Genomic DNA, 24,535 nt, shown 5'->3' with positions numbered 1-24,535 from the left:
CACGGCTCATCCGTACAAGAGGCAATCCGGCCCCGTCCGCCGGGACGGGTCCGAGCCGATCCGGGGCACCCCTTCCGTCACAACATACCGACTGGTTAGTCTGGCGGTAGAGCCGATTCGTGCCGCAGTCGCGTCGAAGGAGACCGATGGTGGAAGCCGTGCAGGATGCCGGAGTGGTCGTGACCGGAGCGGGAGGCGGTATCGGGGCCGCGCTGGCCCGCCGCTTCGCCGCCGAGGGAGCCCGGGTCGTGGTCAACGACCTGGACGCGGACCGGGCGCACGCGGTCGCCGACGAGATCGGCGGCATCGCGGTCCCCGGCGACGCCTCCGAGATCGTCGGCCGGGCCCGGGAGGCGCTCGGCGGCACCGTCGACGTGTACTGCGCCAACGCCGGAGTCGCCTCGGGCGGCTCGGAGTCGGCCGAGGAGGCCGTCTGGGCGCTCGCCTGGGACGTCAACGTCATGGCCCATGTCCGCGCGGCCCACGCGCTGCTCCCGGACTGGCTGGAGCGCGGCCGGGGCCGGTTCGTGTCGACCGTGTCCGCCGCCGGGCTGCTCACGATGATCGGCGCCGCCCCGTACAGCGTGACCAAGCACGGCGCGTACGCCTTCGCCGAGTGGCTGTCGCTGACCTACCGCCACCGCGGGATCAAGGTCCACGCGATCTGTCCCCAGGGCGTCCGCACCGACATGCTGGACGCCACCGGCAGCGCGGGCGACCTGGTGCTCAAGCCGACCGCGATCGAGCCGCAGGACGTGGCGGACGCCCTGTTCAAGGGCATCGCGGAGGACCGTTTCCTGATTTTGCCGCACCCCGAGGTCGCCGGGTACTACCAGGTGCGGGCCGGGGACCCCGATCGCTGGCTGTCCAACATGAACCACCTCCAGCAGAAGTGGGAGACCGCCGAATGACCGTGCCCGCCTCCCATTACGCGGCCAAGCCCTGGGTGGCCCTCCTCGACGAGGCCCAGCGTGCCCCGATCGACCCCGCCGACTCCCTCGTGCACGCCTTCCGCAGGTCCGTCGCCGAGGCCCCCGACCGCACCTGCCTCGCCTACTTCGACGGGCGGCTCAGCTATCGCGAGGTGGACGAGCTCAGCGACTCCGTGGCCGGTCACCTCGCCGCCCGTGGCCTGGAGCCCGGTGACCGGGTCGCCGTGCTGTTGCAGAACTCCCCGCTCTTCGTCCTCGCCCTGCTCGGCGCCTGGAAGGCGGGCGCGACGGTCGTCCCCGTCAATCCGATGTACAAGTCGGGCGAGGTCGCCCACGTCCTGCGGGACGGCGAGGTGGCCGCGCTGATCTGCTCCGACCGGGCCTGGGAGTCGTATCTGCGGGAGACGGTCGCCGACTCGCCGGTGCGGATCGTGCTCACCGGCTGCGAGCTGGACTTCCAGACCCGGGGCGAGGCGCGCGTGCTGACCTTCGAGCGGCTCCCGCAGGCACCGGACGCCGACGATCTCACCGCCGTCGCCCGCGCCGGCCACAAGGCTCCCGAGGGGCGTGAGGCCGCACCCGCCGACATCGCCCTGATCAGTTACACCTCGGGTACGAGCGGCGCCCCCAAGGGCGCCACCAACACCCACCGCAACATCATGGTCAACGCCGAGCGGCAGCGCACCGGGCTGCGCCTGCCCGAGGCGCCCGTCTACTACGCCCTCGCGCCGCTGTTCCACATCACCGGCATGGTCTGTCAGCTCGGCGCCTGTCTGAACAGCGCGGGGACCCTCGTCCTGACGTACCGCTTCGAGGCGGGCGTGGTGCTGGAGGCGTTCGCCGAGCACAAGCCGCACTACACGGTGGGCCCGTCCACCGCCTTCATGGCGCTGGCGGCCCACCCCGACGTCACCCGCGACCACTTCGCGTCCTTCGTGAACATCTCCTCCGGCGGCGCGCCGGTGCCGCCCGCCCTGGTGGAGAAGTTCCGGGCGGGCTTCGGTCCGTACATCCGCAACGGCTACGGACTCACCGAGTGCACCGCGCCCTGCGCCTCCGTACCGCCCCAGCTCGAGGCGCCGGTCGACCCGGCCTCCGGGACCCTCGCCGTCGGCGTGCCCGGACCCGACACGGTCGTCCGCATCGTCGACGAGCAGGGCGCGGAGGTGCCCTTCGGCGAGCAGGGCGAGATCGTCGTGCGGGGCCCGCAGGTGGTCCCCGGGTACTGGCGCCGCCCCGAGGCCACCGCCGAGACCTTCCCCGACGGCGAGCTGCGCACCGGCGACATCGGCTTCATGGACGAACAGGGCTGGCTGTACGTCGTCGACCGCAAGAAGGACATGATCAACGCGTCCGGCTTCAAGGTGTGGCCGCGCGAGGTCGAGGACGTGCTGTACACGCACCCGGCGGTGCGCGAGGCGGCCGTCGTCGGGGTGCCGGACGGCTATCGCGGGGAGACCGTCAAGGCGTACATCAGCCTGCGTCCCGGCGCCGACGCGGATGCCGATACGCTCGCGGCCTACTGCAAGGACCGGTTGGCGGCGTACAAGTATCCGCGCCACGTGGAGATCCTGCCCGACCTGCCCAAGACGGCGAGTGGCAAGATCCTCCGACGGGAGCTGCGCTCCCGTCCACAGGACAGTCAGTGACAATCAGCGTCAGATCAGCAGCACGACAGCCGGTACGGCTCGCCGATGCGGCATAGAGGAAGGCAGGTGGCGGCAGTGCCCAGGACGACGGACGGTGCAGAGGCTCCTGTTCCGCAACGGCTCCTTGCCGCCGCCACCCGGCTCTTCGCCGAGCAGGGCTACGACCGGACCTCGGTGCAGGAGATCGTCGAGGCGGCAGGCGTCACCAAGGGTGCGCTGTACCACTACTTCGGCTCCAAGGACGACCTCCTGCACGAGGTGTACGCGCGCGTGCTGCGCGTGCAGCAGGAGCGGCTGGACGCCTTCGCGAACGCCGACGAGCCGATCGAGAAGCGGCTGCGGGGCGCGGCGGCGGACGTCGTCGTCACGACGATCGAGAACCTCGACGACGCGTCGATCTTCTTCCGTTCGATGCACCACCTGAGCCCCGAGAAGAACAAGCAGGTGCGGGCCGAGCGCCGGCGCTACCACGAACGCTTCCGCGCCCTCGTCGAAGAGGGCCAGGAGGCCGGCGTCTTCTCCACGGCGACCCCGGCAGACCTGGTCGTGGACTACCACTTCGGCTCCGTCCACCACCTGTCGACCTGGTACCGCCCGGACGGTTCCATGGGGCCGCAGGAGGTCGCCGATCACCTGGCGGATCTGCTGCTGCGGGCGCTGCGCCCCTGACGATCGCCATACGGTGTAAGCGGGCCCGTGACGAGGCGAGGAAGGCCCCGGCGACGACGACGCCGGGGCCTTCCTGGTTCTTCTCGCGGACGGCACCGCTACAGGTACTTCTTCAACTCCCGTCGCGCCAGCGACCGCTGGTGGACCTCGTCCGGGCCGTCGGCGAGCATCAGGGTGCGGGCGCTCGCGTACAGCTCGGCCAGCGGGAAGTCCTGGCTCACACCGCCCGCGCCGTGCAGCTGGATCGCACGGTCGAGGATGTCGACGACCGCGCGGGGCGTCGCGATCTTGATGGCCTGGATCTCCGTGTGGGCGCCCCGGTTGCCGACGGTGTCCATCATCCACGCCGTCTTCAGGACCAGCAGCCGCAGTTGCTCGACGGCGACCCGCGCGTCCGCGATCCAGTTCTGCACCACGCCCTGCTGGGCCAGCGCCTTGCCGAAGGCGTCGCGGGAGACCGCCCGGCGGCACATCAGCTCGATCGCCCGCTCCGCCATGCCGATCAGCCGCATGCAGTGGTGGATGCGGCCGGGACCGAGCCGGGCCTGGGCGATGGCGAAGCCGCCGCCCTCCTCGCCGATCAGGTTCGTCACCGGAACCCGCGCCCGGTCGAAGACCACCTCGGCGTGGCCGCCGTGGGAGTGGTCCTCGTAGCCGAACACCTTCATGGCGCGCTTGACGGTGACGCCGGGTGTGTCGCGCGGCACCAGCACCATGGACTGCTGACGGCGGATGTCGGCGCCGTCCGGGTCGGTCTTGCCCATCACGATGAAGATCTTGCAGTCCGGGTTCATCGCCCCGGAGATGTACCACTTGCGCCCGGTGACGACGTACTCGTCGCCGTCCCGCTGGATGAGCGTGGTGATGTTGGTCGCGTCGGAGGAGGCCACGTCCGGCTCGGTCATCGCGAACGCCGAGCGGATCTCCCCGGCCAGCAGCGGCTCCAGCCACTGCTTCTGCTGCCGCTCGTCACCGAACTGGGCGAGCACCTCCATGTTCCCGGTGTCGGGGGCGGCACAGTTCAGGGCCGTCGGCGCCAGCTGCGGGGAACGGCCGGTGATCTCGGCCAGCGGCGCGTACTGGAGGTTCGTCAGACCGGCGCCGTGCTCGGCGTCGGGGAGGAACAGGTTCCACAGGCCCTGGCTGCGAGCCTGCTCCTTCAGCTCCTCGACCACGGCCGGGGTGTCCCACGGCGAGGCGAGCAGCGCGCGCTGCTCATCGGCGACGGGCTCGGCCGGGTACACGTACTCGTCCATGAAGGCGAGCAGCTTGGCGCGGAGCTCCTCGGTGCGTGCGTCGAACGCGAAATCCATGCCGGTCAGCCTTCCTGGAGAGTGGTCAGTCCGTGCTCGATGAAGACGGGGACGAGCTCCCCGATGCGGTCGAAGCCGCGCCCGACCGTCTGGCCCAGCGTGTACCGGTAGTGGATGCCCTCCAGGATCACGGCGAGCTTGAACCAGGCGAACGCCGTGTACCAGGAGACCGCCGAGACGTCACGCCCCGAGCGGGTCGCGTAGCGCTCGATCAGCTCGGCGGGCGACGGGTGCCCGGGTGCCGAGGCGGTCGTGGAGATGGGCGAGTTCGGGAGTTCCAGCGGCACGCTGTACATCACCAGCAGGCCCAGGTCGGTCAGCGGGTCGCCGAGCGTCGACATCTCCCAGTCGAGGATCGCCCGGATCTTGTCGTCGGTCCCGATCAGGACGTTGTCGAGCCGGTAGTCGCCGTGCACGACCGCGGGGGCGGGGGAGTGCGGCAGCCCACGGCCGAGCGCCGCGTGCAGCTCGTCGATCCCGGGCAGCTCGCGGCTGCGGGAGGCGTCCAGCTGCTTGCCCCAGCGGCGCAGCTGCCGGTCGAGGAAGCCCTCGGGGCGGCCGAAGTCGGCCAGGCCCACCGCGGCGGGGTCCACCGCGTGCAGCTCCACCAGGGTGTCCGCCAGCGAGAGGACCGCGTCCCGGGTGCGCCGCTCGCCGAGCGGGGCGAGCTCGTCGGCGGTGCGGTAGGGGGTGCCCTCGACGAACTCCATGACGTAGAAGGGCGCTCCGGGCGCCGCGCCGTTGTCGGGGTCCTCGCACAGCAGCACCGGGCGCGGCACCGGCACGCTCGTCGCGTGCAGGGCGCTGATCACCCGGTGCTCGCGCCGCATGTCGTGCGCGGTGGCCAGGACGTGCCCCAGCGGAGGGCGCCGTACGACCCACTTCGCGGTGCCGTCGGAGACCGCGTAGGTGAGGTTCGACCGTCCGCCCTCGATCAGCCGGCCGGTGAGGGGGCCGTCGACCAGACCGGGACGTTCGCGCTCCAGCAGGGCGCGCAGCCGGTCGAGATCGAGTCCGGGCGGGTGGTCGGGGCTCATGCGCGGCTCCTGCGGACGGGACGGGTAATCAGCATGCACACTATGATGCCGACCGGTCGGTATGCCGTCCAGTGGTCACGCCCAACGTGATCGGGGCCACGATAGGACGACGGCTCCCCGGGCCGTACCCGGGGAGCCGTCGTCGGGGCGGTTCCCGGCCGCCCGGCCGTCGTCCTTCGGACGCGTCAGTGGTCGTCCCAGTGGCCCTCGTGCTCGGCGTGCCGGTGCCCGTCGTGCAGGTAGTCCACATGGTCGCCGTGCCGTACGCGCGCGTGCCCGCAGTCCTCGCCGTGCCGGTGCTCGTGCCCGTCGTGGGTCACGTGCCCGCCCGGCTCGCACTCGTCCCAGTGGCCGCCGTGCTCACGGTGCAGATGCCCGTCGTGGACGTAGTCGACGTGGTCGCCGTGCCGCACCTCGGTGTGCCCGCAGTCCGGGCCGTGCGTGTGGGTGTGGGCGGAGTGCTCGACATGGAGGGTGGTCATGCTGCTCACCTTCGAAGCTGCGGGGTGATGACGTCGGACAGGCTGCCACGCGAACTCCGCATATCGGGTCATTCGGCTTGCGTGGCGTCCGGGTACCCCGGAGGGTCGGACCCATGAAGGCCATCAGCTACTCACGCTACGGCGGCCCCGAGACGCTCGTGTACGGGGACGTCCGCGAGCCCAAGATCGGCCCCGACTCGGTGCTGGTGAAGGTCCGGGCGGCAGCCGTGAACCCTGTCGATTGGAAGGCCCGCGAGGGCTACCTGGACCCGATGCTCGACGCCGTCTTCCCGGTGATCCCCGGGTGGGACGTCTCGGGGGTCGTCGTGCAGCTCGGGGTGTCCGTCGCCGAGTACGCGGTCGGCGACGAGGTGATCGGCTACGTCCGCGAGGACTTCCTCTCCCGCGGCACCTTCGCCGAGTACGTCGGCGCCCCGGTGCGCACCCTCGCCCGCAAGCCGCGCAACCTCACCTGGGAGGAGGCCGCGGGCCTGCCGCTGACCGGGCTCACCGCCTACCAGGTGCTGACCCAGGCACTCCAGGTGAAGCGGGGCGAGACCGTTCTCGTCCATGCGGCCGCGGGCGGCGTCGGCTCCATCGCCGTACAGCTCGCCCGCCATCTGGGCGCCCGGGTGATCGGCACGGCGAGCGAGGCCAACCACGACTTCGTCCGCTCGCTGGGCGGCGAGCCCGTGACCTACGGCGAGGGGCTGTCCGAGCGGGTGCGCGGGCTGGCCCCCGAGGGCGTGGACGCGGCCTTCGACACGGTCGGCGGCGACACGCTGAGGGTCTCCGCCAACCTGCTGGCCCCGGAGGGACGCCTGGCGTCGATCGCCGACGGGGACGTCGTCGGGTACGGCGGCCGGTACTTCTGGGTCCGGCCCGACGCCGACGACCTCACCCGGTTGTCGGAACTGGCCGAACAGGGTGTGGTGTCCGTGCACGTCTCCGACACCTTCCCGCTGGAGCGCGCCGCGGACGCCTACCGGCTCAACGAAGAGGGCCGCACCCGGGGCAAGATCGTGGTGACGGTGGACTGGGCGGACGAGGCCGCCGAGCACGCGGAGCAGTGAGGCCGGCGGGGCGCCGGACGAGGTCCTAGACCACCACCAGCGCCGCGGCGCACACCGCCGTCGCCACCGCGCACAGCACCGCCGCCGTGGCGTGCCGCGGGCTGAGGGCCGCCGGGACCGCGGCGGCGGAGAGGGCGTGGATGCGGCGGTGCGCGAGCAGCAGGAAGGCCAGCCACAGGCCGCAGCACAGCGCGCAGGCGACGATCCCGGACACCGACACCCCGCCGTGCAGCGCCGCCTTCACGGCGAGCACGGCGGCCACCGTGCTCGCCAGCGTCGTACGCCGCCAGGCGAGCCGGGTCCGCTCGGGCTGAAGGCCGGGGTCACGCACCGGCCGGTCCGCCTCGCTCACCCCTCCCACCCCACCAGCACCACGACGGCCATCGCCAGGGCCACCACCGCGACCAGCACGCCCAGCAGCGCCGGAAAGCGGGACGCCGGCAGGTCCTCGCCCCGGCGCATCGCCCGCTCGCAGCGCATCCAGTGGTTGACCGCGCGCAGGGAGCACAACACGCCCGCGCCCAGCAGCGCGAGCGCCAGCCCGACCCGCCAGCCCCAGCGCAGATCCGGCAGGAACTGGTCCACCGCGAAGCCCCCGCCGATCAGCGCGAGCGCGGTGCGCAGCCAGGCGAGGAACGTGCGCTCGTTCGCCAGCGAGAACCGGTAGTCGGGTGTGCGGCCCTCCTCCCGGACCTGCTCGGGAGCGAACCACAACCGGACGTTCCGTACGAACTCGATCACCCGCAGGACCCTACCCGCCGACCGTCGTCCGCCCCGCTCCCGATGCCCCCCGCAGCGGTTCCCGCCCTGCTCAGCCGGTCGCCCGGTGCGCCTTCAGCCGCTCGTACGCCGCCAGCCCGTCCGGCACCCACTCCCAGACGGACAGCCGCCGTTCGACCTCCTCCTCGGGGAGGAACTCGTGCCAGGCCACCTCCTCCGCCTGGGGGTGCACCGGCAGCTCGCAGCGGACCTCGTAGACGGCCGACCACCAGCTCCCGGCGGCGCCGGCGTCGTACAGGAACTTGAAGAGGAACTCCGGGCGGGGCAGGCCGCTCACGCCCAGCTCCTCCTCGGCCTCACGCAGCGCGGCGTCGTCGTACGACTCGCCCGCGCCCACCACCCCGCCGACGAACATGTCGTACAGCGAGGGGAAGACCAGCTTGGTCGGGGTGCGGCGGTGGACGAAGATCCGGCCCTCGGCGTCCCTGGCCCGGACGAAGACGCAGCGGTGCCGCAGGCCCTCGGCGTACGCCTGCCCGCGAGGGAACTGTCCGACCACCAGGTCGTTCTCGTCGACGATGTCGAGGATCTCGTCAGCAGCGCTCATGGGCCCATCCAAGCAGGCCCGCCACCGGTGCCGGCGGCTACTGGGGCTGGAGGTCCGGGACCCGTTCCCGCGGTGCCGTGCCGCGCGGCATCGCCGGGTGCAGCCCGAGGAGCACGATGCCCGCCACGATCGCCGCGAGCCCCGCCGCCTCCCAGGCCAGCGCACCGGTGTCGGTGCGCAACTGGTCGCCGAGGAAGCCGACCCCACAGATGATCCCCGCGAGGGGCTGCGCCGCGGTCAGCGCGGGCAGCGACATCCGCAGGGGAGCCGTCTCGAACGCGCTCTGGACCAGCACGAGGCCGGTCACGCCGAGCGCGAGCACCGCGTACGGCTGCCAGCCGGTCAGCAGTTCGCCGAGGCCGCCCGCGGCGAAGCGCTGCCCGCTGACCCTGGTCAGCGCGTCCTGGACGCCGTACAGCAGGCCGGCCGCGAGGGCCAGCAGCACCGGGCCGGAGCTGAGCCGGGAGCGTTTGGCGTAGGTGGTGAGCAGCAGCGCCAGCCCGACCATCACCCCGATGATCAGCCAGTGCCGCAGCGGATCCGTGACGGCGGTGCCGCCGCGCGGCTCGCCCGCCACGATGAAGGTGGTCACCCCGCCGGCGAGCAGGATCAGGCCGGCCCAGCCCTGGCGGCCGAGCGGCTGTTTCGTCTGGTGCCGGGAGAGCGCGAGGGCGAACAGCAGATTGGTCGCGAGCAGCGGCTCCACCAGGGAGATCTCGCCCTGGCCGAGCGCGATCGCGCCCAGTGCCATGCCCGCCACCATGAGACCGATGCCGCCCAGCCAGCGCGGCACCTTCATCAGGTCGAACAGCAGCCGCGGGGAGAGGAAGTCGCCGAGCGGCGCCCGCTGGGCCGCGTTCTGCTGGAGGACGAACCCGAAGCCCAGGCAGCAGGCGGCGCTCACGGCGAGAACCAGAACCAGAACCGACACGCTGCCTACCTCGATCATCCGGTCGGACCACGGACGGGATGCGTCGTGGCCGACAGTAGCGTCCCGGCGCCCGCGGCGCATCGAGTACCCGGAACCGGGCGGTCGACCCGGCCGCGGCACCCGGGAATCAGGGCCGGGGATGCGGGGCGGCCCTACGGCCATGGTGTGGGCTCCGGCCGGACCGCGCCATGGCGTACGCCACACCGGCCGCCGGGACGCCCGGCGGCAGGGGGTCCCACCAGCGGCGCTCCGCCACCGGATTCCCGCCACCGGGGAACGGTCGGCAGCTGTCGTCCCTCCCCGACCCTTGACGGTGAGTGTTCCCTAGGGATTGGCTGTGCGTGATCGGCCGATCGCGGGCCGATGTCAGATCCGCCGCCGAGGAGGATGAGGAAGTCCCGCGGTGCCCTTACCCCCGCCCCCTCCCGGCCGTGATCACGAGCGCGTCCGCCGGACCCCCGACCCGGTCCTGGACGACACCGAGCTCGGCCTCGCCCGCGCCGCGCTGACCCAGGGCCGCCGGCAACCCGTCCGCTCCCTGCTGGCCCGTACCGGCTCCGACTGGGACCGCCGCGCGCACCGGACGGCGGTCCTCGCCCTCGATCCCTGCACGGCCGCCTGGGCCCACGAGTGGCTGCTCGCCGAACCCGGCAGTGCCGACGCCGCCGTGCTGCTCGCCCTGGCCCAGGTCCGCCGGACCCTGCGCGGCAAGGAGGACGCGGCGGTCGCCCGAGCCGCCTGCCGGTCCGCCGCCGCGCTCGCGCCCGCCGACCCCACCCCCTGGCTCGGCCTGCTCCAGCTGGAACGGGACGGCGGTGCGGCGGCCGTGCGGATCTTCGAGGAGGTCCGGTCCCGGCATCGCGACCACCATCACGCGCACCACCTCATGGTCGCCCGGCTCGCCGAGCGCCGGGCGGACGGCGGCCCGGACCCGCTGCACGAGGTCCACGACTTCGCCGCCTGGGCCGCCGAACAGGCGCCCGCCGACTCCCCGCTGGCGATCCTCCCGGTCGTCGCGCACGCCGAGCGCTATCGCGTCCTGGCCGCCCACGGCTTCGCGCCCGCCGACCCCGCCGCCTCCGGGCACTGGCGGGACGGCCGGGCCCGGGGCGTGACGAAGGCCGCCTTCGACTGGTGGTTGGAGTGGGAGCACGACGACCACCCCCGCCACCTGATCGACCTGAACTTCCTCGCCCACGCCAAGGTCCTGGAGGGCCGGGGCGCCGAGGCGGCCGCCCTCTTCCACCGCATCGGCCGGCACGCCACCGCCGAGCCCTGGTCCTACCCGGACCGCGACCCCCACCAGGCCTTCCACACGGCCCGTGCCGCCGCGCTCGGGCTGAGAGCCGGGTAAGAATGATGACCGAAGTCTGACGGCCGCCCGGGATCCCTGGCCCCGGCGGGCCCCCGAGTGCTCGAATGGAAGGGTGAACCCCGAACCATCCGAGCCGGCCGAACCCTCCGAGGCAGCCGGCCCGGACGCAGCGCCCGCGGAACGCGGCACACCCGTCGGCCGGCGGGTCTTCCTCGGCACGCTCGCCCTCGGCGCCCTGGGAGTCGTCGCGGCGCCCCCGCTCCAGCGCGGTATGGAGGCCTTCCTCGGCAGCGCCGCCGACAAGGACCCCACCGGCCTCACCGGTCTGCTCCCCAACGGCGGCGGCTTCCGCTACTACTCGGTGACGTCCTCGGTCCCGCACAGGAACGTCACGAACTACCGCCTCACCGTGGACGGCCTGGTCGACCGGCCCGCCACCTACACGCTGGCCGACCTCAGGGCCCTGCCCCAGACCCGGATGGTCAAGGACGTCCAGTGCGTCACCGGCTGGCGGGTGCCGGGCACGCCCTTCGAGGGCGTCCGGCTGTCCGCCCTGCTCGACGCGGCCGGAGTCCGCGCCGAGGCCGGCGCGATCCGCTTCACCTGCTTCGACGGCGCCTACACCGAGAGCCTCACCCTCGCCCAGGCCCGTCGCGCCGACGTCCTGGTCGCGCTGCGCATGCAGGACAAGGACCTCGGCCACGACCACGGCGGCCCCGTCCGCCTCTACGTGGCGCCCATGTACTTCTACAAGTCCGCCAAGTGGCTCTCCGGCATCACCGTCACCGAGAAGGTGAAGCCCGGCTACTGGGAGGAGCGTGGTTACGACGTCGACGCCTGGGTCGGCCGCTCGAACGGACGGGACGATGAGCCTACGAGCTGAGGCGCCGCCGGCGACCACGAAGATCCCCCGCTTCACCCGCGCCGAACGGTGGGTGCACCGCACCACGGCCCTGTTGATGGGCGTGTGCGTGGTGACGGCGGCCTTCCTGTACATCCCCGAGTTCGCCCAGCTCGTGGGCCGGCGCGAGCTGGTGGTCCGGGTCCACGAATGGGCCGGCCTGGCCCTGCCCGTCCCGGTCCTGGCGGGCCTCGCCTCCCGCGCGTTCCGCGCCGACCTGCGCCACCTCAACCGCTTCGGCCCGCACGACCGTCGCTGGCTGGGTGCCGCCCTGCGCCGGGACAAGCGCCGGGAGTCGCGTCCGGCGGCCAAGTTCAACGCCGGACAGAAGATCTACGCGGCCTGGATCGCCGGGGCGACCCTCGTGATGGTCGGCACCGGCCTGCTCATGTGGATCACCCACCTCACCCCGATCATGTGGCGCACCAGCGCGACCTTCGTCCACGACTGGCTCGCCCTGACGATCGGCGTCGTCCTGGCCGGCCACATCGGCATGGCCCTGGGCGATCCGGAGGCGCGCCGCGGGATGCGCACGGGCTCGGTGAGCCGCGAATGGGCCCGCCGGGAACACCGCCTGTGGCGCCCCTAGCCGAACCCGCCCCTGACCGGCCCCTCACCCCGCTCTCCTCACCCGGCCCCGCGACCCCCGAAGTCCAGCAGCACCTTGCAGGAGCGGTCCCGGTCCGCGGCGAGCGCGAACGCCGACTCCGCGTCCCGCACCGGGACCACCGCGCTGATCAACGCGTCGAACGCGGGCTCGGCCGCGAGCAGTCGCAGCGCCGCGTCGAACTCCGTGTCGAAGCGGAACGCCCCGCGCAGCTCGATCTCCCGGCTGACCACCAGGTTCCCGGCGAACGGGCTCTGACCCGGCGGCAGCATGCCCAGCTGCACGACGACCCCGCCACGCCGTACCAGCCGCAGGCAGCTGTCGAGACCGGCGGCCACCCCGGACGCCTCGACGGCCACGTCCACCTCCGACGGCCACCCGGGATCCGCCGGATCGTCGGCGCGTACGACGGTGTCGGCGCCCATGGCGCGGGCATGGCCGAGCGCGGTGGGCAGCAGGTCGGTCACGGTCACCCGGGCCGCGCCGGCCGCCTTCGCCGCCGCGACCACCAGAGCGCCGATCGGTCCGGCACCGGTGACCAGGACGTGCCGCCCGGACACCGCCCCGGCCCGCCGCACCGCGTGCAACGCCACCGACAGCGGCTCGGCGAGCGCGGCCCGACGCGGCGGAAGCCCTTCCGGGAGCGACCGCACCTGCTCGACGGGGACGACGATCTCGCCCGCGAACCCGCCCTGCACGTGCGGCGTCCGGGCCGCGCTGCCGAGGTAGCGGGTGTCCCGGCAGACATGGCGCCGCCCGTCCGCGCACTCCGGGCACACCCCGCACGGAGTGGCGGGGTGCACGGCGACCGGCGTACCGGCAGGGGGACCCGAGGGGGAGGGGGAGCCGTACGCGACGACCGTCCCCACCACCTCGTGTCCCAGCACCATCGGCTCCTTCAGGCGGAAGTCACCGACCCCGCCGTGCCGCCAGTAGTGCAGGTCGGAGCCGCAGACCCCGCCGTAACGGACGGCGACGAGGACCTCGCCCGGTCCGGGCACCGGCGACGCCAGCTCCTCGACGCGCAGGTCGCCCCGACCGTGGATCACACAACCGAGCATCCCTCGTCACGCCCCTTCAGAGCACACTCGTCATACCGCCGTCGACGTACAGCACCTGTCCGCTGACGAAGTCCGCCGCGGGAGAGGCGAGGAACAGCACCCCGCCCACCAGGTCCTGGGTCGTACCCCACCGCCCGGCCGGGGTACGGCGCCGCACCCACGCGCTGAACTCCTCGTCCCGGACCAGGGGCCCGGTCAGCTCGGTCTCGATGTAGCCCGGACCGAGCCCGTTGACCTGGACGCCGTACGGCCCCCAGTCCGCGCACATGCCCTTGGTGAGCATCTTCAGCGCGCCCTTGGTGGCCGCGTAGGGCGCGATGCCCGGGCGGACCACCTCGCTCTGGAGCGAGCAGATGTTGATGATCTTTCCGTGGCCGCGTTCCGTCATCCCGCGGGCGGCCGCCCGGCCCACCAGGAACGCGCTGGTGAGGTTGGTGTCCAGCAGCCGGTGCCAGTCGGATTCGGCGAACTCCAGGAGCGGGGCGCGCAGTTGTACACCCGCGTTGTTGACCAGGATGTCGAGCGGACCGACCCGGTCCTCGATCCCGGCGATCCCGGCGTCCACCGAGGAGCCGTCGGTGACGTCGAACACGCTCGTGTGCACCTCGCCCGGCAGTCCGGCGGCCGCCCGCTCGAGACGGTCCGCGTCCCGCCCGTTCAGGACCACTGTGCAGCCGGCCTCCGCGAGGCCCCGGGCCAGGGCCAGCCCGATGCCCCGGCTGGAGCCGGTGACCAGGGCGGTCCGGCCGCTGATGTCGAACAGGGGATGACTCATGCTCGTACTCCTTCTCCTTCCCGCTCCCGCCGTACCGCTATATGACCAGCGAGAGGAGCAGGACCAGGCCACCGGCGACCACGGAGATGATGGTCTCCATGACCGACCAGGTCTTGATGTTCTGGCCGACGGTGAGCCCGAAGTACTCCTTCACCAGCCAGAACCCCGCGTCGTTGACATGGCTGAAGAACAGCGAGCCGGCGCCGATGGCCAGGACCAGCAGGGCCGTGTGCGTGGTCGACATGTCGGCCGCGAGCGGCGCGACCAGGCCGGCCGCCGAGATCGTCGCCACGGTCGCCGAACCGGTCGCCAGCCGTATGGTCACCGCGATCAGCCAGGCCAGCAGCAGCGCCGGGATCGACCAGTCCTTGGAGATGTCCAGGACCATCTGGCCCACGCCGCAGTCGATCAGCGTCTGCTTGAAGCCGCCGCCCGCGCCGACGATCAGCAGGATGCCCGCGATGGGCGCGAGGCCCTTCTCGACCAGCCCCGAGATCCGGTCCTTGGCGAACCCGGCGGGCCGGAGCAGGGTGATGATGCCGACGAGTACGGCGGTGAGCAGCGCGATCAGCGGGGATCCGACGACGTCGAAGACGCGCTGCACGGTGTGCTCGGGGTCGTCCACCACGATGTCGACCAGCGCCTTGGACAGCATGAGGACGACGGGCAGCAGGATCGTCGCGAGCGTGGCGCCGAAGCCGGGCCGCTTCTCCAGGTCCTCGGAGGGCCGCTGCGCAATCATGCGGTCGGGAGCGGGGACGTCGACCCAGCGGGCGGCGACCCGCGAGAACAGCGGACCCGCGACGACGACCGTCGGGACGGCGACGAGCACGCCGAGCGCCAGGGTGACGCCCAGGTTGGCGCCGACCGCGTCGATCGCGACCAGCGGACCGGGGTGCGGCGGGACGAGACCGTGCATCACCGACAGACCGGCCAGCGCCGGGATGCCGATCCGCATGAGCGAGTAGTTGCCCCGCTTGGCGACCATCAGCACGACGGGGATCAGCAGCACCACGCCTACCTCGAAGAACAGCGGCAGACCGATCACGGAGGCGATCAGCACCATCGCCCACGGCATCGAGCGGCCGCCCGCCTTCGCGAGGATCGTGTCCACGATCTGGTCGGCGCCGCCGGAGTCCGCGAGCATCTTGCCGAGGATCGCGCCCAGCGCGATCAGCACGCCCACCCCGGCGACGGTGGCGCCGAGTCCGGTGGTGAACGAGGCGATGGCCTTGTCCAGCGGCGCCCCGGCGAACGCGCCCAGCGCGAGCGAGCCGATGGTCAGCGCCAGGAAGGCGTGGAGCTTGAACCGGGTGATGAGCAGGACGATCACGGCGATGCCCGCCAGAACGGCGATGCCCAGCTGCGCGTGGCCGGCCGAGGTGATCGGCTCGACGGTGTCCGCTGCCAGCATCTCGACACTGAGTCTGGTCACGGGTGATTCCCTTGCAGGTGACGGGGACGGGGGAGGGAAGTACGGGGTGGTGCCGGGTGGTCAGGCAGGCTGAGGAAGCGCGTCGAGCGCGGTCACGGCCCGCCCGGTGATGGCCTCCGGGCTGCCGGAGACGTCGACGACGACGCCCGCCTCGTCCGCCTGGAGGGGCTGGAGCGTGGCGAACTGGGAGTCGAGCAGCGCGGTCGGCATGAAGTGGCCCTGACGGTGCGCCATCCGGTCCTCGATCAGCGCGCGGTCACCCGCGAGATGCACGAAGACGACCCCGGGGGCCGTCGCCCGCAGCCGGTCGCGGTACGACCGCTTCAGTGCGGAGCAGCTGACGACCCCGCCTAGCCCGGCGCGTGATTCCGCCCAGCCACCGATGGCGTCGAGCCACGGCCACCGGTCGTCGTCGTCGAGCGGGGTGCCGGCCGACATCTTGTCGATGTTGGCCTGCGGGTGGAAGTCGTCGCCCTCGGCGTACGGAACGCCCGACCGGGCGGCGAGCAGGGGACCGATGGTGGTCTTGCCCGTGCCGGCGACGCCCATCACCACGACGACATGGGGGGTACGCATCTCTGCCTCGCTGTCTGCTTCGACGTCTGACGCCAACGGACGCCGACGACACTGAAACCGATTAGGTACGACGAATTCAAGGGTGTGTGACAAATAAGTCTGACTTTTTGGCTCCGTGATCTACCCCGTACTCTGAGTGCATGACCACTCCGGGCCGGGGTCTGCACGGCCAAGTACTGGACGCCCTGGGCCCCGCCATCACCGCGGGTGAGTATCCGCCGGGCAGTGTTCTGCGCACCGACGAACTGGCCCAGCGCTTCGACGTCTCCCGCTCGGTGATGCGCGAGGCGGTCCGCGTCCTGGAGTCCATGCACCTGGTCGAGTCCCGCCGCCGCGTCGGCGTGACGGTCCGTCCCCGGGTCGCGTGGAACGTCTACGACCCGCAGGTCATCCGCTGGCGGCTGGCAGGCGCCGACCGCCCGCACCAGCTGCGCTCGCTCACCGTCCTACGCTCGGCGATCGAGCCGGTCGCGGCGGGCCTGGCGGCGAAACACGCCACGGCGGAGCAGTGCGCCGAACTCACGGAGTGCGCGCTCGGCATGGTGGCCAACTCACGCGGCCACCGGCTGGAGGGATACCTCGTCCACGACGTCGCCTTCCACCGGGTGATCCTCGCCGCCTCGGGCAACGAGATGTTCGCCCGCCTCGGCGACGTCGTCGCGGAGGTCCTCGCGGGCCGCACCCATCACGAGGTCATGTTCGAGGACCCCGACCCGACCGCCGTCACCCTCCACGTCCAGGTGGCGGAGGCGGTCCGCGAGGGCGACGCGGCCCGCGCCGAACAACTGACCCGGGAGATCACGGTCGGCGCCCTCCAGGAACTGGACATCCTGGCGCCCTAGCGGGTCATTCGGAGCTCTCCGGGAACTCCCCGTCCACGTACACCCACGCCCCGGCCAGCCGCTCGAAGCGGCTGCGCTCGTGCAGCGCGCCGCCCCGGAAGGAGGCCCGGAACTCCACGGTCCCGGTCGTGTGGAAGGCGCTCCCGTCCGCCGTCCCGAGGATCTCCAGGCCCGTCCACCGCATCCCCGGATCGAGCTCGAGCCGCTCCGGCCGCGTCCGCGGATGCCACGTCCGCAGCAGATACCCCACGTCGCCCCGCACAAAGGCGCTGTACCGCGACCGCATCAGCGCCTCGGCGCCGGGCGCGGCCTCGGCGCCCGAGTGGTAGCGACCGCAGCAGGCTTCGTAGACGGCGGGCAGTCCGCACGGGCAGCCGGCGGAGACGGCGGGGGAGGTGCGGACGGCGGCGGAGGCACGCTGTCGCGGGCGGGCGGTACGTCGGGCCATGACCCCATTGTGCCCGCCCCACCGATCACGCCCGTCGGTGGCGTCGTGCCCCGTAGGGCGCGCGGGGAACGGCGCGATCAGCCCCCACCCGCCCGCAGGACCGCCCACAGGCCGAGCACCGTGCCGGCTCACCACCGGTCGGTTCATCACCGCAGGCACAGCGGAGCGCTTACGCCGACTCCGCGCCCCGGCCCACCGACGGGACCGGCAGCGGCGGCAGCACCGTGCCGTACACCCACGCGTCGAACAGGTCGTCCAGGGGCTCCGGTGCGAACCGTGCCACGTGCGCGGTGAGCGTCGACGTCGTCACCGAACCGCCCCGGTGCAGCCCGAGCCAGGCGCGCAGCATCCGGAAGAACGCGTCGTCGCCGAGCGCGCAGCGCAGCGCGTGCACGGTGAGCCCGCCGCGCTCGTAGAGCCGGTCGTCGAACATCGACTTGCGGCCGGGATCGGCGAGGCGCAGGTCCTGCGGCAGCGAGGCCAGCGACCGGTGCGCGACCGCGGCGAGCTGCTGAGCGCTGCGCCCGCCCGACCGCTCCGACCACAGCCACTCCGCGTACTTAGCGAACCCCTCGTTCAGCCAGATGTGCCGCCAGTCGGCGATGGACACACTGTTGCCGAACCACTGGTGCGCCAGCTCGTGCGCCACCAGCCGCTCCGAACCCCGCGCGCCGTCCACGTGGTTGGCGCCGAACAGCGACAACCCCTGGGCCTCGACGGGCACATCGAGCGCTTCCTCGGTCACCACGACCGCGTACTCGTCGAACGGGTAGGGCCCGAAGAGCTGTTGGAAGAGGTGCATCATCCCGGGCTGGCGCGCGAAGTCCCGCGAGAACTCCGCCAGCAGCTCCGCCGGGAGGTGCCCGTGCTGGGGGATGCCCCCGAGCCCCGGGTCGCCCAGCAGGACGGTCTGGTACTTCCCGATCGACAGGCCGACCAGATAGCTCGACGTCGGCGCCGCCTGCTCGTACACCCACGTGGTCGTCGAGGCCTTCGTGGTCCGCGTCAGCAGCCGGCCGCCCGCCACCACCGAGTACGCCGACGGTGTCGTGACGGATATCAGGTACGACGCCTTGTCCGCGGGCCGGTCGTTGCACGGGTACCAGGAGGGCGCCCCGACGGGCTGGCTCGCCACCAGCGCCCCGTCGCTCAGCTCCTCCCAGCCGATGCCGCCCCAGGGGCTGCTCACCGGCTTGGGGTTGCCCGACCAGTGCACCTCGACGGTGAAGGCGGCCCCGGCGCGCAGCGGCTTGGCCGGCCGCACGCGCAGCCGGCCGCCGCGGTGGGTGTAGTGCGTGGGCCGGCCGTCCACCCGGACCCGGCCGATCTTGAAGTCGGCCAGGTTCAGCTGGAACTCCGGCAGCGCCGAGCGTCCCACGATGGCGTTGATCCGCGCCGCGCCCGACAGCCGGTTCGGGGCGGGCCGGTAGTCCAGCGCGAGCTCGTAGCGGTGCACCCGGTAACGGGAATCACCGTTCGCCGGGAAATACGGATCCGGCCCGACCGCCTGCTGAACTGCCACGTCCCCGTCCGCTCCCTGACCTGTGCTCGAACCACCCGCCGCCGGTTCACCGCCCACCGACTCCGAGTAGCCCCTTCTCAGGGACGCCATGCCTCGATCGGATTGCCGAGCCAGCGGGTGTCGTCCGGGACGGACTCCGCGGCCATGACGAGCGACGCGGGACCCAGGGTCGTCCGGGCCCCGATCGTGCTGCCGGGCAGCACGATCCCGCCAGGGCCCAGCGTGGCACCCTCACGGAGGACCACAGTATCCGTCCGCAAGATCCGGTCGTGGAAGAGGTGAGTCTGCAGGACGCACCCACGGTTGACCGTCGCCCCGTCCTCGAGCGTCACCAGGTCCGACTCGGGCAGCCAGTAGCTCTCCACCCACACGCCCTTGCCGATCCGTGCGCCGAGCCCGCGCAGCCACGCCGTCATCACCGGCGTGCCCGGCACGGCGCCCGCCAGCCACGGCACCGCCACGACCTCCACGAACGTGTCCGCCAGCTCGTTGCGCCACACGAAGCCGGACCACAGCGGATGCTCCCCGCTGCGATGCCGTCCGACGAGCAGCCACTTGGCGACGATCGAGACGACGGCCGCCGCGCCGCCCGCCCCGAGCAGGACGAGCCCGGACAGCAGCGGCGCCCAGACGCCCAGCGCGCACAGCACCGCCACTGTCAGCACGGCCAGCCCCGCCGAGCAGAACACCGGCACGATCCGGCACAGCTCCACCAGGGCACGCGCCCACAGCAGCCGCGCGGGCGGCTCGTACGTCCGGCTCTGGTCGCCCCCGGTCGTGTTCCGCGGCAGCTTCACCGGCGGAAGGCCCAGGTAGGAGCTGCCCTTCTTTGCCTTCTTCGGCGTCGCCGACAGCACCCCCACCAGGCCGCCGTCCGGCACGCTCCGCCCCGGCGCGGTCATCCCCGAGTTGCCGAGGAACGCCCGCCGCCCGATCTCCGCCCGCCCGATCCGCATCCAGCCGCCGCCGAGCTCGTACGGCGCGGTCAGTGTGTCGTCGGCGAGGAACGCGCCCTCGCCGACCGTGGTCAGGCTGGGCAGGGCGAGGACGGTCGAGACCTCGGCGCCCTTGCCGATCCGCATCCCGAGCAACCGCAGCCACACCGGCGTGACCAGCCCCGCGTAGAGCGGGAAGAGGGTCTCGCGCGAATGGTCCATGAGCTGCGTGACGGTCCAGGCCTGCCAGCCGATCCTGCTGTGCGTGGGATGCGTGCCCTCGCGCAGACCGATGCTCAGCAGCCGTACGGCGATCAGCAGCACCACGGCGTACGCCAGACCGAAGGCGAGCGTGGCCGGGACCAGGGCGAGCGCGGCGCCCCGCAGGGCCTCGCCGAGCCCACCGCCGGGGGCCACGAAGCGGCTCGCCACCAGCAGGGCCGCCCCGGCGGCCAGCACCGGCAGCGAGGTCAGCGCGAAACCGGACAGGCCGTACAGCACCCGCCAGGACGTGCCGCGCGCCGGCCGCTCCTTGGGCCAGTTGCGCTTGGCCTTGCCGAGCTTGGTCGCGGGCGCACCCGCCCACCGCTGACCGGTGGGAACCTGACCGGTGACCGCCGAGCCCGGCGCCACCTCGGCCCGCTTGCCGACCCGGGCGCCGGGGAAGAGCATGCTGCGCGTGCCGACGACGGCGTGCGCACCCACCTTGACCGTGCCGAGCTCCAGCCGGTCGCCGTCCAGCCACCAGCCGGACAGATCCACCTCGGACTCCACGGCCGCGCCCCGGCCCAGCTTCAGCATGCCGGTCACCGGCGGAAGCGAGTGCAAGTCCACGTCCGGCCCGACCTTGGCCCCCAGGGCCCGCGCGTAGCGCTCCAGCCAGGACCCGGTCAGCGAGGTCGCCCCGCTGAACTCGGCCAGCCGCTCGGCCGTCCACAGCCGCAGATGGACGCCGCCACCACGCGCGTGCCGTCCCGGCTGCACACCGCGCAGCAGCAGCCGCGCCCCGGCCGCGGCGATCGCGAGCCGTCCGGGCGGGCTGAACAGCAGCAGCGCGGCGGATCCGACCAGCCACCACGGGGCGGTCGGCAGCCAGCCGTACGCGGGCAGCAGGTTGCCGAGCGCGGCCAGCGGCACCGTCCAGCGCAGCCCCAGCAGGGTGAACAGCGGTACGAGCAGCAGCGTCTGGATCACCTTGGCGCGCGCGGGCACCGGGGCGACGACGCGGGTCGACCCGTCGTCCTGCGCCGACCTCTCCAGATGCCGGGCCAGCTTGCGCAGGGTGGGCTGCTGGTAGATGTCGAGGACGGCCGCGCTGGGGTAGCGGGTGCGCAGCCGTGTCGTCAGCTGGGCGGCGGCGAGACTGCTGCCGCCGATCGCGAAGAAGTCGTCGCGGGCACTGCCCACGGGGATGCCGAGGACCTCGGTCCACTGCTCCGCCAGCCAGGCCTCGGTGCCGTAGAGCTGCTCGGCCGGGCCGCCCGTCTCCATGCCCTCGAGGGGCCAGGGCAGGGCGTTGCGGTCGACCTTGCCCGAGGTGCGGGTGGGCAGGTCGGCCACCGGCGCGAGCAGCGGCACGAGGGCGGCCGGCAGCTCGGCGCGCAGCCGCTGCACGGCCGCCGCCTGGTCCCAGCCGTCCTGCGTCACGACGTACCCGACCAGGAGCTGGTTGCCGCTGCGTGCGGTCCGCACGGCGGCGGCGGCCCCCGCGACACCCGGCAGCGCCTGGAGTGCCGCGTCCACCTCGCCCAGCTCGATCCGCCGCCCGCCGAGCTTGATCTGCTCGTCGGCCCGCCCGAGGAAGACGAGTCCTTCGGCGTCGGCGCGCACCAGGTCACCGCTGCGGTACGCCCGCTCCCAGCCCAGCGACTTCAGGGGTGCGTACTTCTCCGCGTCCTTCTCGGCGTCGAGATACCGTGCGAGCCCGACCCCGCCGATCACCAGCTGCCCGCTGCCGCCCAGCGGCACCGGTTCGCCGGCCTCGTCCACGACGGCCAGTTCCCAGCCCCTGAGCGGCAGCCCGATCCTGATCGGCTCCTCGCCGGACATCAGCGAGGCACAGGCGACGACGGTGGCCTCGGTCGGCCCGTACGTGTTCCAGACCTCCCGGCCCTCCGTCACGAGCCGCTGCACCAGCTCGGGCGGGCAGGCCTCACCGCCGAAGATCAGCAGCCGTACGTCGTTGAGGGTCTCGGGCTCCCACAGCGCGGCCAGCGTCGGCACCGTGGAGACGACCGTGATCTCCTGCTCGACCAGCCAGGGCCCCAGATCGGCGCCGCTGCGGACCTGGGAGCGGGGCACGGGCACCAGGCAGGCCCCGTAGCGCCAGGCCAGCCACATCTCCTCGCAGGAGGCGTCGAAGGCCACGGAGAGCCCGGCCATGACCCGGTCGACGGGTCCGATCGGCTCTTCGGTGAGGAACAGCGCGGCCTCGGCGTCCACGAAGGCGGCGGCGCTGCGGTGACTGACGGCGACGCCCTTGGGCTTGCCGGTGGAGCCGGAGGTGAAGATGATCCAGGCGTCGTGCTCGGTGCCGGGCCGGGCGGCGGCCGACGTCGGCGTGCCGTGGACGGTTATCTCGTGCCCGGCGCCGACGACGGCCCGGACGTCCGCCTCCCCGAAGACCAGCTCGGCCCGCTCGTCGGGGTCCTCGGCGTCCACCGGGACGTAGGCCGCGCCGGCGGCGAGGACGGCGAGGATCGCCACGTAGAGGTCGTTGGTGCCGGAGGGGACACGGATGCCCACCCGGTCGCCGAGCCCGACCCCGGCGGCGGAGAGCCGGCGCCGGAGGTTCTCCACCTCGACGGCGAGGGCGCGGTAGGTGAGGGTGGTGCTGCCGTCGTCCAGGGCGAGCTCGTCCGGGAACGACCGCGCGGACGCGTCGAAGATGTCGACGAGGGTGCGGGGAGAGGCGGCGGGGCCGCCGGAGAAGCGGGCGGTGTCGCCGAGTTGTGCGCGGATTTCTTCGTCGAGCAGGCCGAGAGCACTGCTCTCGTCGATGGCTGCCATCGGTCCTCGCGTCTCGATCCCGGAAGCCTCCGGGGAGCCGGCGGGCCCGCAGGTCTGCCTGGGGTTGTCCGGTCCAGCTCCGTAACAAGCCGGAAATTTTAGTACGACGCTAGGCTCGCCGCGGTGGCCCGGCCACTCGGGGAGGCCGTACGGGGCACCGAGGAAGATCAACGGCACCGCCCTGACCTCGAAGCTTCGCACTGCGGCGAGACTTGCCCCACATCGGCGGGAAGGGCGCCTCTGCCGCCCTGATGTCCCGGTTCGAGGTGCGCGCGCCGAGGGCGGGAACGGGGGCGAACACGGAGAGGGCGGCCCGGCCGATCGGCCGGAACTCCCGAAACCCGAAAGCGTCCGGCACCTCGACGGGCGATCCCCCGGGACCGGGACCGGCGCCGGATCCGACGACGCACACCGTGCCCTGCGCGCCGCAGCGACGCCGAGCACATCGAGCGCGGTCGGCGCCGTGCTCGAGGGGTGCGCGCGCCCGGTGTCGGCGGCGACCTCGTCGCGGAGCGCCGAGGAGTCACGTCCGTGGGCGACCTGCTCCGTGGCCCCTTCCGGCAGCTGCCGGCTGATCACGCCGGGCGCGGCACGACCGGGACGCGGCACGGCGGGGGGCATGGCTCGCGCTTCCGGCCGGCCGCTCCGGCACCGCAGGAAGGCGGGTGACCCGACCCGCGCCCCGGAGTCCTCCCATGTGGCTCCGGCAGTCGTATGGTCTGTGGTGATTTATGGTGAACCGAGGAGTATGCCCCTACCGGAGGTGCAATGATGCGCGCCGCGGCAGCGATCGGCTCCCTGGCTGTCGGCGTGGCGCTCCTCGTCGCGACATCGGCTTGTGATCAGGGAGGGTCGCAGTCGCCGAATGTCCGCTACGGCGACTGCCCGATCTCGGGACATTACGGGGAGTTTCACCTGTCACCCGAGACGGCGGGCGCCCTCACGGTCAAAACGACCCTGCCCGCGCCCGGCTGGTGGAACGGCGACACGCCGGACTCCATCAAGAGCGGCTACGAGTACTGCATGGCCGCCAACATCGCCTATCGATCCGGACTTGACCGGGTGAAGGTCGAGAACGCCCCCTTTCCGGAGGTCGTGTCCGGCCGGACCGAGGACTTCGACCTGGCCCTGGCGCAGATCACGATCACCCCGGAACGGAGCAAGGTGGCCGAGTTCTCCCCGCCGTACCTCTCCTCGACCCTGGGAGTGCTGATCAGGGACGACGAGAAGATCGGCGAAGCCGACATCCGTGACGTCCGCATCGGAGTGGCCGAGGGCACCACGGGCGAGGAGTTCGTCAAGAAGCGCCTCGAGCCGACCAAGCCCGTCACCGCCTTCCCCAACGACCCGGAGATGGTCACGGCGCTGGAGGAGGGGCGAATCGACGCGGTCGTCCACGACACGACGATTCTGCTGGCGTATCCCCAGAAGCGGGAGGGCAAGGTGCGTCTCGTGGGCCAGTACAGGACCGACCAGGGTTACGGCGCCCTCTACCCGAAGGGGTCACCCGACAAGGACGAGCTGGACCGGATCATCAGGCAGCTGATCGACGACGGAACGCTCACCAAGCTGTCGGCCGTGTATCTCGGGGCCGCTTTCGGCCAGGACCCGGCCAAGATCCCGTACTTCACGGTCGGCGACGGCTCCTGAACACTGCGGGCGCCCACTCCGAGCGGAGCGGCGGCCCGGTTGCCGT

The 24,535-nt window shown here is 72.6% G+C and carries 23 protein-coding genes; 9 read left to right on the top strand and 14 right to left on the bottom strand.

The annotated features are described in order from the left end of the window. Window positions 1–146: 146 nt before the first annotated feature. The 3 genes from OG736_RS10405 (at window position 147) to OG736_RS10395 (ending at window position 3,250) form a co-directional block, all read left to right on the top strand. Window positions 147–911, top strand: coding sequence for an SDR family oxidoreductase (locus OG736_RS10405; RefSeq protein ID WP_327182179.1), 765 nt, complete (start codon window positions 147–149; stop codon window positions 909–911). 2 nt (window positions 912–913) lie between these two features. After that, on the top strand, window positions 914–2,581 hold the full coding sequence (locus OG736_RS10400) for a class I adenylate-forming enzyme family protein (RefSeq protein ID WP_327187573.1): 1,668 nt from the start codon (window positions 914–916) through the stop codon (window positions 2,579–2,581). 75 nt (window positions 2,582–2,656) lie between these two features. Further along, window positions 2,657–3,250 (top strand): TetR/AcrR family transcriptional regulator, encoded by a 594-nt coding sequence (locus tag OG736_RS10395; RefSeq protein ID WP_020128252.1) that lies wholly within the window; start codon window positions 2,657–2,659, stop codon window positions 3,248–3,250. A gap of 98 nt (window positions 3,251–3,348) precedes the next feature. Here the strand turns inward: OG736_RS10395 and OG736_RS10390 are convergent, their stop codons facing one another. From OG736_RS10390 to OG736_RS10380, 3 genes are all read right to left on the bottom strand, one after another. After that, window positions 3,349–4,563 (bottom strand): acyl-CoA dehydrogenase family protein, encoded by a 1,215-nt coding sequence (locus OG736_RS10390; protein ID WP_327182178.1) that lies wholly within the window; start codon window positions 4,561–4,563, stop codon window positions 3,349–3,351. Window positions 4,564–4,568: 5 nt separating this feature from the next. Beyond that, on the bottom strand, window positions 4,569–5,600 hold the full coding sequence (locus tag OG736_RS10385; RefSeq protein WP_327182177.1) for a phosphotransferase family protein: 1,032 nt from the start codon (window positions 5,598–5,600) through the stop codon (window positions 4,569–4,571). 185 nt (window positions 5,601–5,785) lie between these two features. Next, window positions 5,786–6,082 carry a hypothetical protein gene (locus OG736_RS10380; RefSeq protein ID WP_327182176.1) on the bottom strand — a complete coding sequence of 99 codons (297 nt, stop codon included), beginning with the start codon at window positions 6,080–6,082 and terminating at the stop codon, window positions 5,786–5,788. A 113-nt stretch (window positions 6,083–6,195) separates the two neighbouring features. Between OG736_RS10380 and OG736_RS10375 the strand changes: the two genes are divergently transcribed. Further along, window positions 6,196–7,155 carry an NADP-dependent oxidoreductase gene (locus tag OG736_RS10375; protein ID WP_327182175.1) on the top strand — a complete coding sequence of 320 codons (960 nt, stop codon included), beginning with the start codon at window positions 6,196–6,198 and terminating at the stop codon, window positions 7,153–7,155. A 25-nt stretch (window positions 7,156–7,180) separates the two neighbouring features. Here the strand turns inward: OG736_RS10375 and OG736_RS10370 are convergent, their stop codons facing one another. From OG736_RS10370 to OG736_RS10355, 4 genes are all read right to left on the bottom strand, one after another. After that, complete coding sequence (locus OG736_RS10370; protein WP_327182173.1) at window positions 7,181–7,507, bottom strand: DUF202 domain-containing protein; 327 nt, start codon at window positions 7,505–7,507, stop codon at window positions 7,181–7,183. Continuing rightward, window positions 7,504–7,896, bottom strand: coding sequence for a YidH family protein (locus OG736_RS10365; RefSeq protein WP_327182172.1), 393 nt, complete (start codon window positions 7,894–7,896; stop codon window positions 7,504–7,506). The genes OG736_RS10370 and OG736_RS10365 overlap by 4 nt, the downstream gene beginning before the upstream one ends. A 70-nt stretch (window positions 7,897–7,966) precedes the next feature. After that, a complete protein-coding gene (locus tag OG736_RS10360; protein WP_327182171.1) occupies window positions 7,967–8,482 on the bottom strand; it encodes an NUDIX hydrolase in 516 nt (171 codons plus the stop codon). A 37-nt stretch (window positions 8,483–8,519) separates the two neighbouring features. Continuing rightward, window positions 8,520–9,413 carry a DMT family transporter gene (locus OG736_RS10355; protein WP_327182170.1) on the bottom strand — a complete coding sequence of 298 codons (894 nt, stop codon included), beginning with the start codon at window positions 9,411–9,413 and terminating at the stop codon, window positions 8,520–8,522. Window positions 9,414–9,816: 403 nt separating this feature from the next. Here OG736_RS10355 and OG736_RS10350 point away from each other — a divergent pair, with 403 nt between their 5' ends. From OG736_RS10350 to OG736_RS10340, 3 genes are all read left to right on the top strand, one after another. Then, entirely contained in the window at window positions 9,817–10,767 is a 951-nt protein-coding gene (locus tag OG736_RS10350) for a hypothetical protein (protein ID WP_327182169.1), read from the top strand. A 73-nt stretch (window positions 10,768–10,840) separates the two neighbouring features. Then, a complete protein-coding gene (locus OG736_RS10345) occupies window positions 10,841–11,611 on the top strand; it encodes a molybdopterin-dependent oxidoreductase (protein ID WP_020128265.1) in 771 nt (256 codons plus the stop codon). Further along, window positions 11,595–12,218 (top strand): cytochrome b/b6 domain-containing protein, encoded by a 624-nt coding sequence (locus OG736_RS10340; protein WP_327182168.1) that lies wholly within the window; start codon window positions 11,595–11,597, stop codon window positions 12,216–12,218. The genes OG736_RS10345 and OG736_RS10340 overlap by 17 nt, the downstream gene beginning before the upstream one ends. Before the next feature lie 38 nt (window positions 12,219–12,256). Here the strand turns inward: OG736_RS10340 and OG736_RS10335 are convergent, their stop codons facing one another. From OG736_RS10335 to OG736_RS10320, 4 genes are read right to left on the bottom strand one after another with little or no spacing between them, the layout of a single operon-like run. After that, window positions 12,257–13,297, bottom strand: coding sequence for an L-idonate 5-dehydrogenase (locus OG736_RS10335; protein ID WP_327182167.1), 1,041 nt, complete (start codon window positions 13,295–13,297; stop codon window positions 12,257–12,259). A 16-nt stretch (window positions 13,298–13,313) separates the two neighbouring features. Then, window positions 13,314–14,072, bottom strand: a complete 759-nt coding sequence (locus tag OG736_RS10330) for an SDR family oxidoreductase (protein ID WP_327182166.1) — start codon at window positions 14,070–14,072, stop codon at window positions 13,314–13,316. A gap of 37 nt (window positions 14,073–14,109) precedes the next feature. Then, a complete protein-coding gene (locus OG736_RS10325) occupies window positions 14,110–15,507 on the bottom strand; it encodes a GntT/GntP/DsdX family permease (RefSeq protein ID WP_327182165.1) in 1,398 nt (465 codons plus the stop codon). Between the two features lie 60 nt (window positions 15,508–15,567). Continuing rightward, window positions 15,568–16,083 carry a gluconokinase gene (locus tag OG736_RS10320; RefSeq protein ID WP_327182164.1) on the bottom strand — a complete coding sequence of 172 codons (516 nt, stop codon included), beginning with the start codon at window positions 16,081–16,083 and terminating at the stop codon, window positions 15,568–15,570. A 140-nt stretch (window positions 16,084–16,223) separates the two neighbouring features. Between OG736_RS10320 and OG736_RS10315 the strand changes: the two genes are divergently transcribed. Next, window positions 16,224–16,925: a FadR/GntR family transcriptional regulator gene (locus OG736_RS10315; protein ID WP_327182163.1), complete on the top strand. Its 702-nt coding sequence runs from the start codon at window positions 16,224–16,226 to the stop codon at window positions 16,923–16,925. 4 nt (window positions 16,926–16,929) lie between these two features. On the opposite strand, the gene OG736_RS10310 is transcribed toward OG736_RS10315, so the two are convergent. The 3 genes from OG736_RS10310 to OG736_RS10300 all read right to left on the bottom strand — a co-directional run bounded on the left by OG736_RS10310 (window position 16,930) and on the right by OG736_RS10300 (window position 22,839). Beyond that, window positions 16,930–17,373 carry a YchJ family protein gene (locus OG736_RS10310; protein WP_327182162.1) on the bottom strand — a complete coding sequence of 148 codons (444 nt, stop codon included), beginning with the start codon at window positions 17,371–17,373 and terminating at the stop codon, window positions 16,930–16,932. Window positions 17,374–17,542: 169 nt separating this feature from the next. Then, window positions 17,543–18,895 carry a M1 family metallopeptidase gene (locus OG736_RS10305; RefSeq protein ID WP_327182161.1) on the bottom strand — a complete coding sequence of 451 codons (1,353 nt, stop codon included), beginning with the start codon at window positions 18,893–18,895 and terminating at the stop codon, window positions 17,543–17,545. 77 nt (window positions 18,896–18,972) lie between these two features. Continuing rightward, window positions 18,973–22,839 carry a Pls/PosA family non-ribosomal peptide synthetase gene (locus OG736_RS10300; RefSeq protein WP_327182160.1) on the bottom strand — a complete coding sequence of 1,289 codons (3,867 nt, stop codon included), beginning with the start codon at window positions 22,837–22,839 and terminating at the stop codon, window positions 18,973–18,975. Between the two features lie 771 nt (window positions 22,840–23,610). Between OG736_RS10300 and OG736_RS10295 the strand changes: the two genes are divergently transcribed. Further along, window positions 23,611–24,489, top strand: coding sequence for an ABC transporter substrate-binding protein (locus OG736_RS10295; RefSeq protein WP_327182159.1), 879 nt, complete (start codon window positions 23,611–23,613; stop codon window positions 24,487–24,489). The last annotated feature ends 46 nt before the right edge of the window (window positions 24,490–24,535 follow it).

The organism is Streptomyces sp. NBC_01334, from assembly GCF_035983595.1.
GTDB classification, from domain to species: domain Bacteria; phylum Actinomycetota; class Actinomycetes; order Streptomycetales; family Streptomycetaceae; genus Streptomyces; species Streptomyces coriariae.
Note: the sequence above shows the minus strand (reverse complement) of the source record. Positions and strands in the feature narration are given on the sequence as shown.